Here is a 14,377-nt window from a genome sequence, read left to right on the forward strand (position 1 = left end):
GACGAGGACTTGTAGCGAATAGCCCGACCCTCTATAAAAAAGAGGCTACTACCCATTTAGATAATAGCCTCTTTTTTATAGAGGGAAACGCCCAAGTTATAATCGAAACTTCTTTTTCAACTATTTCTAGCTACTTTTTAGCACCACAATTTAAATCCAGTATTTAACTACCTTAAAGTTATTTAAAAAAGATTCCGTGTTAAACGCCAAAACAAACCCTATTTTTGCTCCGTGAAAAAATCAGTTTCAATTATTGGAGGAGGTCCCGCAGCACTTATACTCGCTGCATCGCTCGATTGCAAAAAATTTAAGGTCACTTTATATGAGAAAAACAAAACAGTAGGAAGAAAATTTCTGGTGGCTGGAAAAGGAGGTTTTAATCTGACTCATTCAGAATCCATCAAGGAACTTATAGCACGATATACTCCCACGCATTTTTTACGTGAAGCGCTAAATGAATTTGACAATCACGATTTTCGAAATTGGCTCGATTCCATTGGCGTTCCAACATACGTGGGCAGTAGCAAACGCGTGTATCCTGAAATCGGGATTAAACCCATAACGGTATTGAACGCAATAGTAACTGTTCTTGAAAAACAGGCTGTTGACATCCGTTATAATCACATTTGGACAGGCTGGACCTCGAAAGGCGCTCTCGTTTTCAATACTGCTACTGAAATAGAATCTGATTATACTATTTTTGCCCTTGGTGGAGGCAGTTGGAAAATAACCGGCTCTGATGGGTCATGGCTTGATCTATTTAAAAAGCAAAATATTCCTGTAGCACCGTTTCAATCCTCTAATTGCGGTTACCTTGTAAATTGGCCGAAAGATTTTATTACTGAACACGAAGGCAGTCCGCTTAAAAATATTGCCATGAGCTGTTTGAATAAAAGACAAAAAGGCGAAGCGGTCATTACACATTTTGGATTAGAAGGAAATGCCATATATGCGTTGAGTCCACAAATCCGTGAAGAACTTCAAAAATACCAAAAAGCCATTATTTGTATCGATCTAAAGCCTTCTTTAAATTACACTGCTGTACTTCAAAAGATCCAAGAATCAACCTTCAAGAAGACAAGCGAAACACTGCAAAAAGAGGTTAAATTAAGTCCTGTGCAAATTGGACTCTTGAAAAAGTACCTTTCAAAAGAAACCTACCTTAATCCAACATTATTAGCACAAAACATTAAAGAGCTACCTATCGAAATTATAGGTTCAGGACTATTAAATGAGGCAATATCTACTATAGGCGGTATCCAACTTAATGCTGTGGATGAACATTTTGAATTAAAAAAACTGAAACGGTATTATTGTATTGGTGAAATGTTAGACTGGGACGCCCCTACTGGAGGCTACCTTCTTCAAGCAAGCTTTAGCATGGGCAAGTATCTCGCAAAGCATTTAAACAGCCTTCATTAATAAATTTTTTATTTTATTGTTAGCTGTAAAAGTCTTGTGTTAGATCAAAACGGCTTTTAAAAAATTTATTTTCCTTTATTTATAACACCATTTCCTCAAATAAGCGTTGGGTTGTTTGTTCTAAATCAGCGCTCAACCCTGGATGTGGTCTTGAGGTTTGAATAGATGAACTTCGAAGCGCCGTTAACCAACGAAAACGGGATGGAATATCAAATTGCGCGATAGGCCCACCAGTTATAGCTCCATTACCAATTTTTTGAAACGCTTCTAAATTTAATTGCAGTTGTTCCAAGTCTAATTCACTTGCAAAAATTTTGAGTTTTGACTCGTCTAGAGCATAAATCACCTTTATATATTTTGCTTTTTTACAAAAAAGAACAATACCCACATTAAGGAATTCTTCGCGTTCTACCCTTGGTACAACTCGGATTACGGAGTACTCATATAAGTGTTTCTCTTGCATTTTGGGCTTCATTTATAAAAATTTCAGAATGGTTCAATCGAATTAATAAAAACCGTAGATAGATCGCTCGAAGCGCTTCGGGAGCATCCTCGCTATCTTCCCACTTGAGCCATTCCTCAGGAATAAGGTTAACAATAGACTGCAAAACTTCTTTTGTTAAAATATTTTTGAATAAAACATCGGTTTCCTTCAACAAAGAAGCTTGTGGCAGCAATACATGATCTTTGATCAATGCAAAAGGACTTTGAGCCTGTTTTTCCCAATTGGTCCACGAATGATGAAAATACAAACATGCACCATGATCAATTAGCCACAATTCCTTATGCCACATCAGCATATTAGTATTTCTAAACGTACGATCCACATTAGTAATATATGCATCCAACCACACCACCTGAGAGGCTAATTTTGAATCGACAACAGTGACAACGGGATCATAATTTATGGCCCCTGATAAAAAATGTAATGCTAAATTAAGTCCTTGGCTACCTTGTAATAAATCTTGAATTTCTTCATCCGCTTCAGTGCGTCCAAATGCTTCATCCAGATTAGCATACACCAATTCTGGAATTTTTAATTTTAAAACACGAGCAATTTCTCCGCCAATCAATTCGGCAATTAAAGCTTTTACACCATGACCGGCTCCTTTAAATTTTAAAACGTATTTAAAATCATCATCGGCTTCAGCCAATGCAGGCAAAGAACCGCCTTCTCGCAAAGGAGTAATATATCGGGTAACATTTACAGTTCTTAGATGGGGGTTATTTTCCATAATCTAATTTTAATTACGCTTTTTGCGTTGCTACAAACTTACAAATAAGTGGGATAGATTTTATAGCTACTATTGCTATTTCTGAGCATTTTCTAAAGTCAAATAGGCTTTTCCAATATTCTCGATGACATTTGAAGCTATAAAAGACTGATAACCTGTATCTGGCAAAGCAATATCAGCCGTTAATCCGTGAAGGTATACACCTAGAATAGCCGCATTCAGGGGTTCATAGGATTGGGCCAATAAACTGGTAATCATCCCAGTTAAAACATCCCCACTTCCTGCCGTTGCTAGCGCAGCATTTCCAGTTGAATTTTCATAAATTGTTTCGCCATCAATAGTATGCGTTGGTGCTCCTTTCATGACTACAATCAAATTATATTGCTTCGAAAAGAGTTTTGTTTTTTCAAATTTTTCTTCCTCCGACTTCCATGTCCCTATCAATCGCTCCAATTCTTTGGGATGTGGCGTGATAATGGTTTTTGGAGCCAATAAAGAAAGCCATGATTTATTTAGGGATAAAATATTCAATGCATCGGCATCCATGACTAACGGAAATGTATTGATTTTCAGGAAATCATGAAGTGCTTTTTGTGTGTAGAGTTCCTGTCCTATTCCTGGCCCGATTCCAATGGCTTGCGGTACAATTTCAAACGTAATATTTGAGATGAATTTTTCTTGAACATCTGTCAAAACCATCACTTCAGGAATACTGATTTGAACAATTTCATACCCACATTTGGGAACAAAAGCAGTCACCAAACCACAACCTGTTTTTAGTGCAGCTTTGGAAGAAAGACAAACGGAACCTATTTTTCCATAGCTTCCACCAATTAATAGAGCATGACCTTGAATGCCTTTATGCGTCTGTTTATCAATGTATTTATAACGTTTTAGAATTTCTTTTTGGTCGATATAAATGGTATTCATGGTAGGATTTGTTTGTCTAAAATTACACATTTTAAATGAAAATTCTTTATCCTACAATAAAATTTCGGAATTTAGATATTCAAAAATTCACTTGCATACTTTCAAAGATAGATTTTAAATTGTCTTTATTTATCGTAAATATGTTCTGACGGTATTTGCCATTGTTTTAAAAAACAATACATTAGTATTTTTAAACTTTGTTCCTAAAACTAAATCCTATTAACCATCTCATGAAAAAAACACTGTTTTTATTAGTATTCTCTGCATTTATAAATCATTCTTACGCACAACAAACTGGTTCTGAATCAAAAGAAACAAAAGGGCTTGCCAAAGATGAAAAATCTTCTCCCGCAAATCTTGTGTTCAATCCCGATCAAAATGTGGTTACAGAACACACTACAACAATCAAAGGACAAAAAATTTCTTACAAAGCAACCACAGGAACCATGCCCGTTTGGGACGAAGAAGGAAAAGCAATTGCAGGATTGTTTTACACCTATTATGAACGCTCCGATGTTAAAGATCGTGCTTCCCGCCCACTAGTGATTTCCTTTAACGGTGGTCCAGGTTCAGCTTCCGTTTGGATGCAAATCGCTTACACCGGCCCTAGTTTATTAAATATTGATGAGGAAGGTTATCCTTTGCAGCCTTATGGAATCAAAGAAAATCCCTATTCTATTTTGGATGTTGCCGATATTGTTTTTGTAAATCCGGTCAATACCGCGTATTCAAGAGCAACGAGTAAAGAAATACCAACTACAAAATTCTTTGGTGTAAATGCCGACATTAAATACCTTGCCGACTGGATTAATGGATTTGTATCCCGAACCAATCGCTGGGCTTCGCCAAAATACCTAATTGGCGAAAGCTATGGTACTACACGCGTTTCAGGATTGGCGCTAGAATTACAAAACAGCGAATGGATGTATTTAAACGGTGTGATATTGGTTTCGCCAACAGAATTAGGAATTGCGCGCGGAGTCGCTTCTGAAGCGGCACTGAAACTACCCTATTTTGCAGCGACAGCTTGGTATCACAAAATGCTGCCACCCGATTTACAGAATAAAGATTTGACTGATATGCTTCCAGAAGTAGAAGATTTTACCATTAATGAACTGCTTCCTTCTTTAAGCAAAGGTGGCTCACTTGACGAGCAAAAAAGAAAAGAAATTGCCGCTAAAATAGCGCGTTATTCCGGTATTTCGGAAAAAGTGGTTATGCAAAATAATCTGGATGTTCCTTATGATTACTTTTGGAAAGAATTGTTACGTGATAAAGGATTTACTGTGGGAAGACTGGACTCTCGATATAAAGGAATTGATCGCAAAGATTCTGGAGACAGTCCAGATTTTAATGCAGAACTTACTTCTTGGCTCCACTCTTTTACACCTGCCATCAACATGTATTTGCGCAATAATTTGAATTACAAAACGGATTTCAAGTACAATATGTTTGGATCTGTGAGACCTTGGGATGATTCCAATGATAAAACCGGAGAAAATCTGCGTCAAGCCATGGCACAAAATCCGTATTTGCATGTAATGGTTCAGTCCGGATATTATGACGGCGCCTGTGATTATTTCAACTCGAAATACAATTTATGGCAAATGGATCCAAGCGGAAGACTAAAAGACAGAATGAGTTGGAAAGGCTACCGAAGCGGACACATGATGTATTTAAGAAAAAAAGATTTGGAAACGGCAAATGAAGACATTAGAGAATTCATTAAACAATCATTACCAAAAACTGGAGTATCGGCTAAGTACTAAGATGGTTTGGTTTTAGAAAAAAAAGACACTTCAAACCCATTTTGATTTGTCTTTTTTGGTTTAGTCAACGGGAATAAGTTTTTAAAGAAGAATGGAATTAAATAGACAAATACCCTAGCCCAGATAGAAATGGAAAGCCCACAGTCGAGCCTTTTTTGGCGAGACGAGGACTTGCAATGGATAGCTGGAAAAAGCTCCTAAAACCAATTATCTAATAAAGTGATTTGTGATTTTCGAAATCGTTTGAATCAATTTCTCTTTGACTTTGCCACTCCATAAAAAATCAATAAATTAGCGACTTCAAATTTTATACAAAAACACAATGAAAAATACTGCGCTTACGCACATACATGAGAGTTTGGGAGCAAAAATGCTTCCGTTTGCGGGATACAATATGCCAATTTTATATGAAGGAGTGAATGCGGAACATGAAACGGTTAGAAATGCTGTAGGTGTTTTTGACGTTTCACACATGGGTGAATTTTTACTTACAGGTCCAAATGCATTGGCTTTGATTCAAAAAGTAACTTCGAATGATGCTTCAACACTAACGGTTGGAAAAGCGCAATATTCTTGTTTACCTAACAATGACGGTGGAATTGTAGATGATTTGATTGTCTATAAAATGAAAGAAGAGCAGTATTTATTGGTAGTAAATGCATCGAATATTGACAAGGATTGGAATTGGATTTCAAGTAATAATGATTTGGGTGTGGAGATGAAAAATCTTTCGGATGATTATTCTTTATTGGCAATTCAAGGACCAAAAGCCGTTGAAGCAATGCAATCATTGACATCCAAAGATTTATCAGCGATTCCTTATTATCATTTTGAAGTGGGTGATTTTGCTGGAATTGAAAACGTAATTATTTCGGCTACAGGTTACACCGGTTCTGGAGGATTTGAGATTTATTGCAAAAACTCAGAAGTGGAACAAGTTTGGAATAAAGTTTTTGAAGCGGGTGCTGCTTTTGGTATTAAACCAATTGGATTGGCTGCTCGTGATACGTTGCGTTTAGAAATGGGTTTCTGTTTGTACGGAAATGATATTAATGATACTACATCTCCTCTTGAAGCTGGATTGGGTTGGATCACGAAATTCAACAAAGAATTCACGAATTCAGAAAATCTGAAAAAACAAAAAGAAGCAGGTGTCACTAAAAAACTGGTTGCTTTTGAAATGCAAGAACGCGCTGTGCCAAGACATGACTATGAAATTGTGAATGCTGCAGGAAATGTAATTGGAATTGTAACATCAGGAACGATGTCTCCTTCAATGAATAAAGGAATTGGTTTAGGTTACGTGACAGTTGAAAATAGCGCTTTAGATAGTGATATCTTTATCAGAATTCGTAAAAATGATGTTCCTGCCAAAGTGGTGAAATTGCCTTTTTACAAGAAATAAAAGTAAATGAAAAAGATTTCACTCGCATTTTTATTGACTACATTTTCATTATTTGGTCAAAATGATGCAAAAACCTGTGAAATAGTTTCTAAAATAAACACGCTACTTCAGCGGGAACATTACCAACCAAAACCGGTAGACGACAGTTTATCGGTTTTTGTTTTTGATAGTTTTATGGATGCTTTGGACTCCAATAGAAATTTATTTACCCAAATTGAATATCAAAAACTACGTCAACATAGGCTACAATTAGACAATTATATTTTACAGAATAATTGTTCTTTTATGAATGAATTTGTTTCTGTTTATAAATTGGCTTTAATCCGAAAAAAGAAAGTACTTGAAAAAATACAACAAGACCCTTTTGATTATACGACTAAAGACTCTGTTAGATTCTCCAAGAAAAACTTTCCGTTTGACCTAGTTGCGACTGACCTAGAACGTATTTGGAAAAAGAGAATTAAATATGATATTCTGGAAGATATTTCGAAATTGAGCACCAATTTAGATTCGCTGACTCAAAACTTTGTTACACTTGAAAGAACAACTAAAGCAAGATTATTCGATGCTAATTTATGCCAAGTCAATAGCATTTTAGAAACTAAAAACCGAATTGATGATGATCTTCAAAATACTTTTTTAAATCTTTTTTGCACTTATTTTGACCCTCACTCCAATTATTTTTCACTAGCTGCTAAATCCAGTTTCATGTCGGGATTATCAACAAGTACCCTTTCTTTAGGTTTGAATGTTAGCTTTAATGAGAAGGAAGAAATCATCATAGCTGAAATTGTACCTGGTGGACCCGCCGCAAAGACCAATAAGTTTGACAAAGAAGATGTCATTCTGAAAGTTTCAAATACTAAAGGAATCGAATATACTGTTTCCTGTTCTTCGATTGAAAGGATTGGAGAATTGATCTTTTCTGATTCCCAAACTGAAATTGAATTGACGATACAGAAAAAAAACGGGGCATTCCTGAAGGTTTTTCTCCAAAAACAATTAATGAAAGCGGATGATAATGCCGTTTATAGCTTTATTGCCGAAAAGGAAACTAAAATTGGCTATATAAACATCCCAAGTTTTTACTCCAATTTTGAAGGCAATACCGTTCAAGGTTGTGCCGATGATGTTGCCAAAGAAATTGTGAAACTTCAAAAAGACAACATTAAGGGACTCGTAATTGATCTTCAAAACAACGGCGGTGGTTCGATAGAAGAAGCGATAAAATTAGCTGGAATGTTCATAGATATAGGGCCTGTGTCTGTTTTAGTAGACAGCAAAGCCAATCAAACTATTCTTAAAGATTACAATCGTGGAAGTGTTTACACGGGTCCAATAGTGCTGTTAATCAATGGAAACTCTGCATCAGCGAGTGAATTTTTTGCAGCAGCAATCCAAGATTACAATAGAGGAATTATTATTGGAAGCACGTCATTAGGGAAAGCTACGATGCAGTCAATTTTACCTTTAGACGAGCAAAATCAGCAGGATTTCGTTAAAATAACCATTGAAAAATTCTATAGAATTACAGGTGAAAGCCATCAAATAAAAGGCATTATTCCTGACATTTCGCTTCCAGTATTATTTGATAGCATTATTCCTCGCGAAATCAATTACAAAACAGCTTTCAAAAATGATGTAATTATAACCAAAGCCCGCTTTAATCCATTGCCAAAAACCCATTTTTCAGAATTAATTCAACTAAGTAATTCAAGAATAAAAACTGCAACTCTTTTTAATGAAATAAGTGTCGCCAATGACCAAATAAATGCACTTTACAACAATCCTAAAAAACCAACACGATTGGTTTTTAAAGATGTATTTAATGATGTTCACCAGATTGATTCACTCTGGAAAAAGGTTAAAAAAATAGTCGATAGTCAGCGTAACTTCACTATTTCAAACACTTCTTATGATTTAGAAAAATTAAAATTCGATGCTTTTCAGCAAGATATTAATACGTACAAAATTCAAAATCTTAAAAACAGTCCCTATTTAGAGGAAGCTGTCGCTATACTGAACGATTACATTACAATAACCAAATAAACTAAACCATACACTATGAAATCAACCTTTACCTCACTTCTATTTTTGTTTACAGTAACTTTAGCTACTGCTCAAGAGTTTAAAACACCTGTGGACTATCTAAATTATATTGGTAAAGAAACGGATGTTATTGCAAGAACTACTTGGAAATATACATCCGCAGTGGCGCACAGTAAAAATGCAAGAAAAATTGATGTTACTAGAAAAACGTTAGTTAGAAGTATACAAACTGCCGCCAAAAAAATTGAAGCACTAAAAGAGGGTTACAAAGGAGATGTGGAATATAAAAACCAATTGTTAGCCTTTTTATCCATTTCCGAAAAACAAATTAATCAGGAATATGAAAAAATCATAGACATGCAAGAAGTGGCGGAACAGTCGTATGATTTTATGGAAGCTTTTATTTTAGCGAGAGATTTAGTTAATGCAAAAATTAATGAAGAAGTTGATAAATTGAATGCCAACCAAAAAATATTTGCAACCAAATATGGTATCCAAATTGGCGAGGATAACAGTGAACTGGGGAAAAAGATGAAAATCTCTAACGAAGTTTTTGAAAATCATACGCAATTGTACTTAATCTTTTTTAAAGTGAATTTTACAGAATCTGTCTTAATGAAAGCAATAGCCGAAAACAATTTGAACGCCATACAACAAAACAGCAATGCGCTAGAACAATATTCAAACGAAGGGTTAGATAAACTGAAAACATTCAAACCGTATAAAAACGATTTACTTTTAGTTAATGCAACGAAAAAAGTATTGGAATTCAGTAAAAAAGAAGCTGTAGAATTCGCTCCAGGAGTTATTGGTTTTATGATGTTGAACCAAAAATTTCAGGAAAGTAAGAAAACAATGGATGATAAAGCTACGAAGAGCCGAACAAAAGCAGAGGTAGATAATTTCAATTTGCTAGTAAATGAGTTGAATAAAGAAGTAGGGACTTATAACAAACTCAACACGAAGTTCAATACAGAGCGGTCAAACGCAATCAATTCTTGGAATACAGCGGGAACTACTTTTATTTCAAAACACGTACCAATTGATTAATAAAAACATTTGAAAAAATAACTAATAGCTGTATTTTTGCAGTTCAAAATAATAAATTAGTAATGGGAAGAGCATTTGAATTTAGAAAAGGAAGAAAAATGAAACGTTGGTCAGCAATGGCCAAAGCATTTACCAGAATTGGAAAAGATATTGTAATGGCTGTAAAGGAAGGCGGACCAAATCCTGATGCCAACTCTAGATTAAGAGCCGTTATCCAGAACTCTAAGGCAGTAAATATGCCGAAAGAAAATGTGGAACGCGCCATAAAAAAAGCAACTGATAAAGACACAGCCAATTATAAAGAAGTTTTATTTGAAGGATATGCACCGCATGGAATTGCAATCCTAGTGGAAACTGCAACGGATAATAACAACAGAACGGTAGCTAATGTTAGAAGTTATTTCAACAAATGCAACGGAACTATGGGAACGCAAGGTTCTGTAGAATTTATGTTTGATCATACCTGCAACTTCAGAATTCCAGCAAACGGAATGGATCCTGAAGAACTAGAGTTAGAATTAATCGATTTTGGTGCTGAAGAAGTTTTCGAAGATGAAGACGGTATCTTGATTTATGCTCCTTTTGGTAGTTTTGGAACCATCCAGAAAGAATTAGAAAACAGAGGCCTAGAAATACTTTCTTCTGGATTTGAAAGGATTCCGCAAATCACAAAAAAATTGACAGAAGCTGAAATGGCCGATGTGGAGAAACTTATTGAAAAATTAGAGGAAGATGATGACGTTATGAACGTGTATCATACTATGGAAGAGGCATAGACTTCATTACCATTAAACTTAAAACTCTAGCTTAGGCTGGAGTTTTTTTTTCGTAGTTTATGCACAAAGATGATCGCCTCTGTAATTCCTTTTTTAAAGAGTTCTCTACGTTCGTTTGTAAATCGGTTGAAAACATTATTTGAACACAAACCAAATAATGGCTAAAAATGAGGTAATCGCCCGTTTACTTTTTACTTTTATGAAAGTTCTAGTACTAATTATTAATGCGCCATACTTTTTTTAATAAGTGTTTACATTAAAATCATGTCGTCAATATCTTTTAAATAACAGACCTTAATTAAAAACAGAAAATTTAGCAAATGAGTATTTGTTAATATTTTTTACTGCTACCAAGTTTCTTATATTTGCTGACTTTTGCGAAATGCAACGCCCTCATAAAAGCGAAACATAAAACTAGTGAGAGCACCATCATTTTTTGTGAGGATATTTTACAAAAGATAATCCCCGATTGAAAGACTTTAGTTAATAAGCTAAATTTCCAAATACAGAATATCGTTCTAAGGAACGCTTAAATAATAACATATATGACAAACAATATTCTAATTGAAAATCAATATAAAAGAAGCAGTTTATTTGAAAAAGAAAATGTAAACTATTTAGTTCGCATATTGAAAAGATTTAATACCGTTCCAAAGATAAATAACATCAATATTATCACATCCAATAGTGAGCCCTCCATTTTCAAAATTGTACCCAACAAATCAATTATAATTGGTTCCTCCTTTTTGGACAAACCCATTTTAGCTTTAGTCTATTTAAGATATGGAATCGAATGGCAGCTATGGTATAAAGCATTGAACGCCGAGAAAAAAGATGTTGGTTTATGTGATATTGCAGCGCTTGAAGTAATCAGAATATTTTATAATTTATTACCAAAAGATGATAAAGAAAAATTAGAAAATCTTGATTATGTTCTCATTAATTTAATTAAAAATGACATCGATCTAAATGCTGAATCCTCCATAATAAATGAAGAAATTCAATCGTTTCATGGTTTAAAAAATGCTAACACTGAAATCAAAGAATCTTGGAAACCAATTATCGAAAATCTAGCAAAACCCACAGAATACATGTTGATGTCTGGTGGAGATCTTAGATTGAATATCGACGAGATTCATTTACTTAACAAATACGGATGTCGCCCATTTCCAAGACCTGATGCTTTTACTTTTGCTTCTTCTACGGCTTCGAGCGTTTCTAATTTTGCTTTTGGTAAAACAGATAAAGTGAGAAGTATATTGATTAGAAATAGCTTGAAAAAAGGTTTTCAAGATACTACGATCGAATTTTCAGAATTGCTAAAAAATAACCTGCGACATATCTTTAAATTAAATGAGGAATGTGAAATAATTTTTTCTCCATCAGGCACTGATTCTTCACTTCAAATAGCAGCCATCACGCAAATTATTTCCGATAAAGAGATCACACATATCCTGGTTGCCTCTGATGAAACTGGCAGCGGTGTAGCGGCGGCCTTAAAGGGATGTCATTTTGAAAACACTACTGCTTTAAATTATCCAATTAAAAAAGACACTAAAATTGAAGGTTTTAGAGAGGTTGATTTAATACAGATTCCTTTTAGAGATCAAAATGGTACTTTAAAAACTGCTGCTCAATTAGATCAGGAGGTATTAAATGCCGTTATTAAGACCAAAAATCAAGGCAGGCACATTGTATTACATACCATGGACCAATCAAAATTAGGATATCAATCTCCGAGCGACGAATTTATTAAAAAACTAAATTCTCTTGAAAATTTATCTATTCAAATAATTGTCGATGGATCACAGCTAAGATTAGATCCAAAAGACATACAAAATTATTTAAATAAAGGATATATTGTCACCATTACGGGAAGTAAATTCTTCACTGGTCCACCTTACTGTGGTGCATTAATTTTACCTAAAAGTGTCAATAAATTAATTCATTCTGTAAAAAACACTTTACCCAGAGGCTTAACCCAATATTATAATCGTTCTGATTGGCCGACTTCCTGGTTTTGTTCCAATGAATTATCTGACGGCTATAACTATGGTTCTTACATGCGCTGGAATGCCGCTGTAGTTGAAATGGACAGGTATTACAAAACACCTATTCTATATCGAAATATGGGTATTGAGATGTTTTGCAATTTTGTGGATGACTCCATAAAAGAGGCTACTTTTTTGCAGCCTATTTATGGTGATGAAACAAAAACCAAGAGTTACAGCAGTAAAGAATTTGGAATAAGAAATATCCGTACCATTTTTCCTTTCTTTATTTTTAAAGACAATGAAGTCTTATCTGTTGATAAAGTAAAAAAATTATATACTTTATTAAATTCTGATTTATCGGATCAGTTTGAAGGTTCTTCTTTAGAAATCATTCGTCTTGCGGCTCAAAAATGTCATATTGGTCAAGCAGTTAATGTAAAATATACTACTGAAATTGAAAGTGCTATTTTAAGAATTAGTTTGGGCGCTAGAGTAATTTCTGAAAGCTGGGTCAATAGAGATATTAGTCTCTTTTTTAGAAATATAGAATCACAAATGAGTCAGATCACAATTACTATTAAAAAAATTGAATTGATACTGAATAATCCTGAACTTTTAGATTAAATAAAAAAGAGTTCTTACTTAAAGTTCAAAAAAAAGTCCCATTTGCAAAAAATGGGACTTTTTCATTTATAATTTTCAACTTATTTTATCATTTCAATTTTTTGAACTTCTTCTTCGTTGATGCTGTCAAAGAAACCTTGTTCATTCATCCAATCATCGCTAAATACTTTACTCATATACCGAGAACCGTGATCCGGGAAAATTGCGATTACATTACTGTTTTCGTCAAATTCACCTTCTTCTGCATATTGTCTTATCGCTTGCATCACTGCTCCTGAAGTATATCCAACAAATAAACCTTCTTTTCTGGTGATTTCCCGGGCTGCATGAGCGCTTTCCTCATCCGTTACTTTCATGAACTTATCAATAATATCAAAATCCGTTGCAGATGGAATTAAATTTTTCCCCAGACCTTCTATTCTGTATGGATAAATTTCATCATTATCGAATTCTCTGGTTTCATGGTATTTTTTCAATACAGAACCAAAAGCATCCACGCCAAGAATTCTAATATTTGGATTTTGTTCTTTTAGGTATTTTGCCGTACCTGAAATAGTTCCGCCTGTACCACTACAAGCAATCAAGTGTGTAATCGCACCATTAGTTTGTTTCCAAATTTCCGGTCCGGTAGACTTATAATGCGCATCAACATTTAACTCATTGAAATACTGATTGATATAAACCGAGCCTTTCGTTTCTTCGTGCAGACGTTTGGCTACGTTATAATACGAACGTTCATCATCAGCAGAAACATGTGCCGGACAAACATATACTTTAGCACCTAAGCTTCGAAGCATATCTATTTTATCTTTAGATGATTTAGAACTAACAGCAAGAATGCAGTTGTAGCCTTTTATGATACTGACCATTGCTAAACTAAAACCCGTATTTCCTGAGGTCGTTTCAATTATCGTATCGCCCGGAGATAAAATACCTTTCTTTTCAGCTTCTTCAATGATGTATAATGCTATTCTATCCTTTGAGGAATGTCCTGGATTAAAAGCCTCTACTTTAGCATAAAAATTTCCTACTAAATTTTCAGTAACTTTATTTAGCTTAATAAGTGGAGTATTCCCTATTAATTCTAAGACATTATTATAAGCAGTTATTTCTTTTTTCATAA

General features: G+C 34.6%; 11 protein-coding genes. 7 read left to right on the forward strand and 4 right to left on the reverse strand.

Features of this window, described 5'->3' with window-relative positions:
- Window positions 1-231: 231 nt before the first annotated feature.
- The gene (locus tag IWX83_RS11445; RefSeq protein ID WP_196829789.1) at window positions 232-1,422 is read left to right on the forward strand and encodes an NAD(P)-dependent oxidoreductase; all 1,191 of its coding nucleotides are present in this window, start codon (window positions 232-234) and stop codon (window positions 1,420-1,422) included.
- 79 nt (window positions 1,423-1,501) lie between these two features.
- Here IWX83_RS11445 and IWX83_RS11450 read toward each other — a convergent pair whose 3' ends face one another.
- The 3 genes from IWX83_RS11450 to IWX83_RS11460 form a co-directional block, all read right to left on the reverse strand.
- On the reverse strand, window positions 1,502-1,885 hold the full coding sequence (locus IWX83_RS11450) for a DUF3037 domain-containing protein (protein ID WP_073354019.1): 384 nt from the start codon (window positions 1,883-1,885) through the stop codon (window positions 1,502-1,504).
- Entirely contained in the window at window positions 1,863-2,657 is a 795-nt protein-coding gene (locus IWX83_RS11455) for a HipA family kinase (protein WP_132067346.1), read from the reverse strand. Before IWX83_RS11455 ends, IWX83_RS11450 begins: the two co-directional genes overlap by 23 nt.
- Before the next feature lie 75 nt (window positions 2,658-2,732).
- On the reverse strand, window positions 2,733-3,587 hold the full coding sequence (locus IWX83_RS11460) for an NAD(P)H-hydrate dehydratase (RefSeq protein WP_196829791.1): 855 nt from the start codon (window positions 3,585-3,587) through the stop codon (window positions 2,733-2,735).
- 230 nt (window positions 3,588-3,817) lie between these two features.
- On the opposite strand from IWX83_RS11460, the gene IWX83_RS11465 reads away from it, so the two are divergent.
- The 6 genes from IWX83_RS11465 (at window position 3,818) to IWX83_RS11490 (ending at window position 13,254) form a co-directional block, all read left to right on the forward strand.
- Window positions 3,818-5,356, forward strand: coding sequence for a S10 family peptidase (locus tag IWX83_RS11465; protein ID WP_196829793.1), 1,539 nt, complete (start codon window positions 3,818-3,820; stop codon window positions 5,354-5,356).
- Between the two features lie 322 nt (window positions 5,357-5,678).
- Complete coding sequence (gcvT, locus tag IWX83_RS11470) at window positions 5,679-6,761, forward strand: glycine cleavage system aminomethyltransferase GcvT (RefSeq protein WP_196829795.1); 1,083 nt, start codon at window positions 5,679-5,681, stop codon at window positions 6,759-6,761.
- A 6-nt stretch (window positions 6,762-6,767) separates the two neighbouring features.
- Window positions 6,768-8,810 carry a S41 family peptidase gene (locus IWX83_RS11475; protein ID WP_196829797.1) on the forward strand — a complete coding sequence of 681 codons (2,043 nt, stop codon included), beginning with the start codon at window positions 6,768-6,770 and terminating at the stop codon, window positions 8,808-8,810.
- Between the two features lie 15 nt (window positions 8,811-8,825).
- Complete coding sequence (locus tag IWX83_RS11480; protein WP_073354011.1) at window positions 8,826-9,860, forward strand: hypothetical protein; 1,035 nt, start codon at window positions 8,826-8,828, stop codon at window positions 9,858-9,860.
- 62 nt (window positions 9,861-9,922) lie between these two features.
- Complete coding sequence (locus IWX83_RS11485) at window positions 9,923-10,636, forward strand: YebC/PmpR family DNA-binding transcriptional regulator (protein WP_196829799.1); 714 nt, start codon at window positions 9,923-9,925, stop codon at window positions 10,634-10,636.
- 545 nt (window positions 10,637-11,181) lie between these two features.
- Window positions 11,182-13,254, forward strand: a complete 2,073-nt coding sequence (locus tag IWX83_RS11490) for a hypothetical protein (protein WP_196829801.1) — start codon at window positions 11,182-11,184, stop codon at window positions 13,252-13,254.
- Window positions 13,255-13,334: 80 nt separating this feature from the next.
- Here the strand turns inward: IWX83_RS11490 and IWX83_RS11495 are convergent, their stop codons facing one another.
- Window positions 13,335-14,375 (reverse strand): PLP-dependent cysteine synthase family protein, encoded by a 1,041-nt coding sequence (locus IWX83_RS11495; protein WP_132067338.1) that lies wholly within the window; start codon window positions 14,373-14,375, stop codon window positions 13,335-13,337.
- Between the last annotated feature and the right edge of the window lie 2 nt (window positions 14,376-14,377).

It is taken from the genome of Flavobacterium sp. CG_9.1 (genome assembly GCF_015751645.1).
In the GTDB taxonomy this organism is placed as follows: Bacteria; Bacteroidota; Bacteroidia; order Flavobacteriales; family Flavobacteriaceae; genus Flavobacterium; species Flavobacterium xanthum.

Bases quoted from the DNA above. Each gene is read 5' to 3' on its own strand.
- IWX83_RS11490 (WP_196829801.1), top strand. From the start codon at position 11,182: ATGACAAACAATATTCTAATTGAAAATCAATATAAAAGAAGCAGTTTA.
- gcvT (WP_196829795.1), top strand. From the start codon at position 5,679: ATGAAAAATACTGCGCTTACGCACATACATGAGAGTTTGGGAGCAAAA.
- IWX83_RS11455 (WP_132067346.1), bottom strand. From the start codon at position 2,657: ATGGAAAATAACCCCCATCTAAGAACTGTAAATGTTACCCGATATATT.
- IWX83_RS11495 (WP_132067338.1), bottom strand. From the start codon at position 14,375: ATGAAAAAAGAAATAACTGCTTATAATAATGTCTTAGAATTAATAGGG.
- IWX83_RS11465 (WP_196829793.1), top strand. From the start codon at position 3,818: ATGAAAAAAACACTGTTTTTATTAGTATTCTCTGCATTTATAAATCAT.
- IWX83_RS11485 (WP_196829799.1), top strand. From the start codon at position 9,923: ATGGGAAGAGCATTTGAATTTAGAAAAGGAAGAAAAATGAAACGTTGG.
- IWX83_RS11475 (WP_196829797.1), top strand. From the start codon at position 6,768: ATGAAAAAGATTTCACTCGCATTTTTATTGACTACATTTTCATTATTT.
- IWX83_RS11480 (WP_073354011.1), top strand. From the start codon at position 8,826: ATGAAATCAACCTTTACCTCACTTCTATTTTTGTTTACAGTAACTTTA.
- IWX83_RS11450 (WP_073354019.1), bottom strand. From the start codon at position 1,885: ATGCAAGAGAAACACTTATATGAGTACTCCGTAATCCGAGTTGTACCA.
- IWX83_RS11460 (WP_196829791.1), bottom strand. From the start codon at position 3,587: ATGAATACCATTTATATCGACCAAAAAGAAATTCTAAAACGTTATAAA.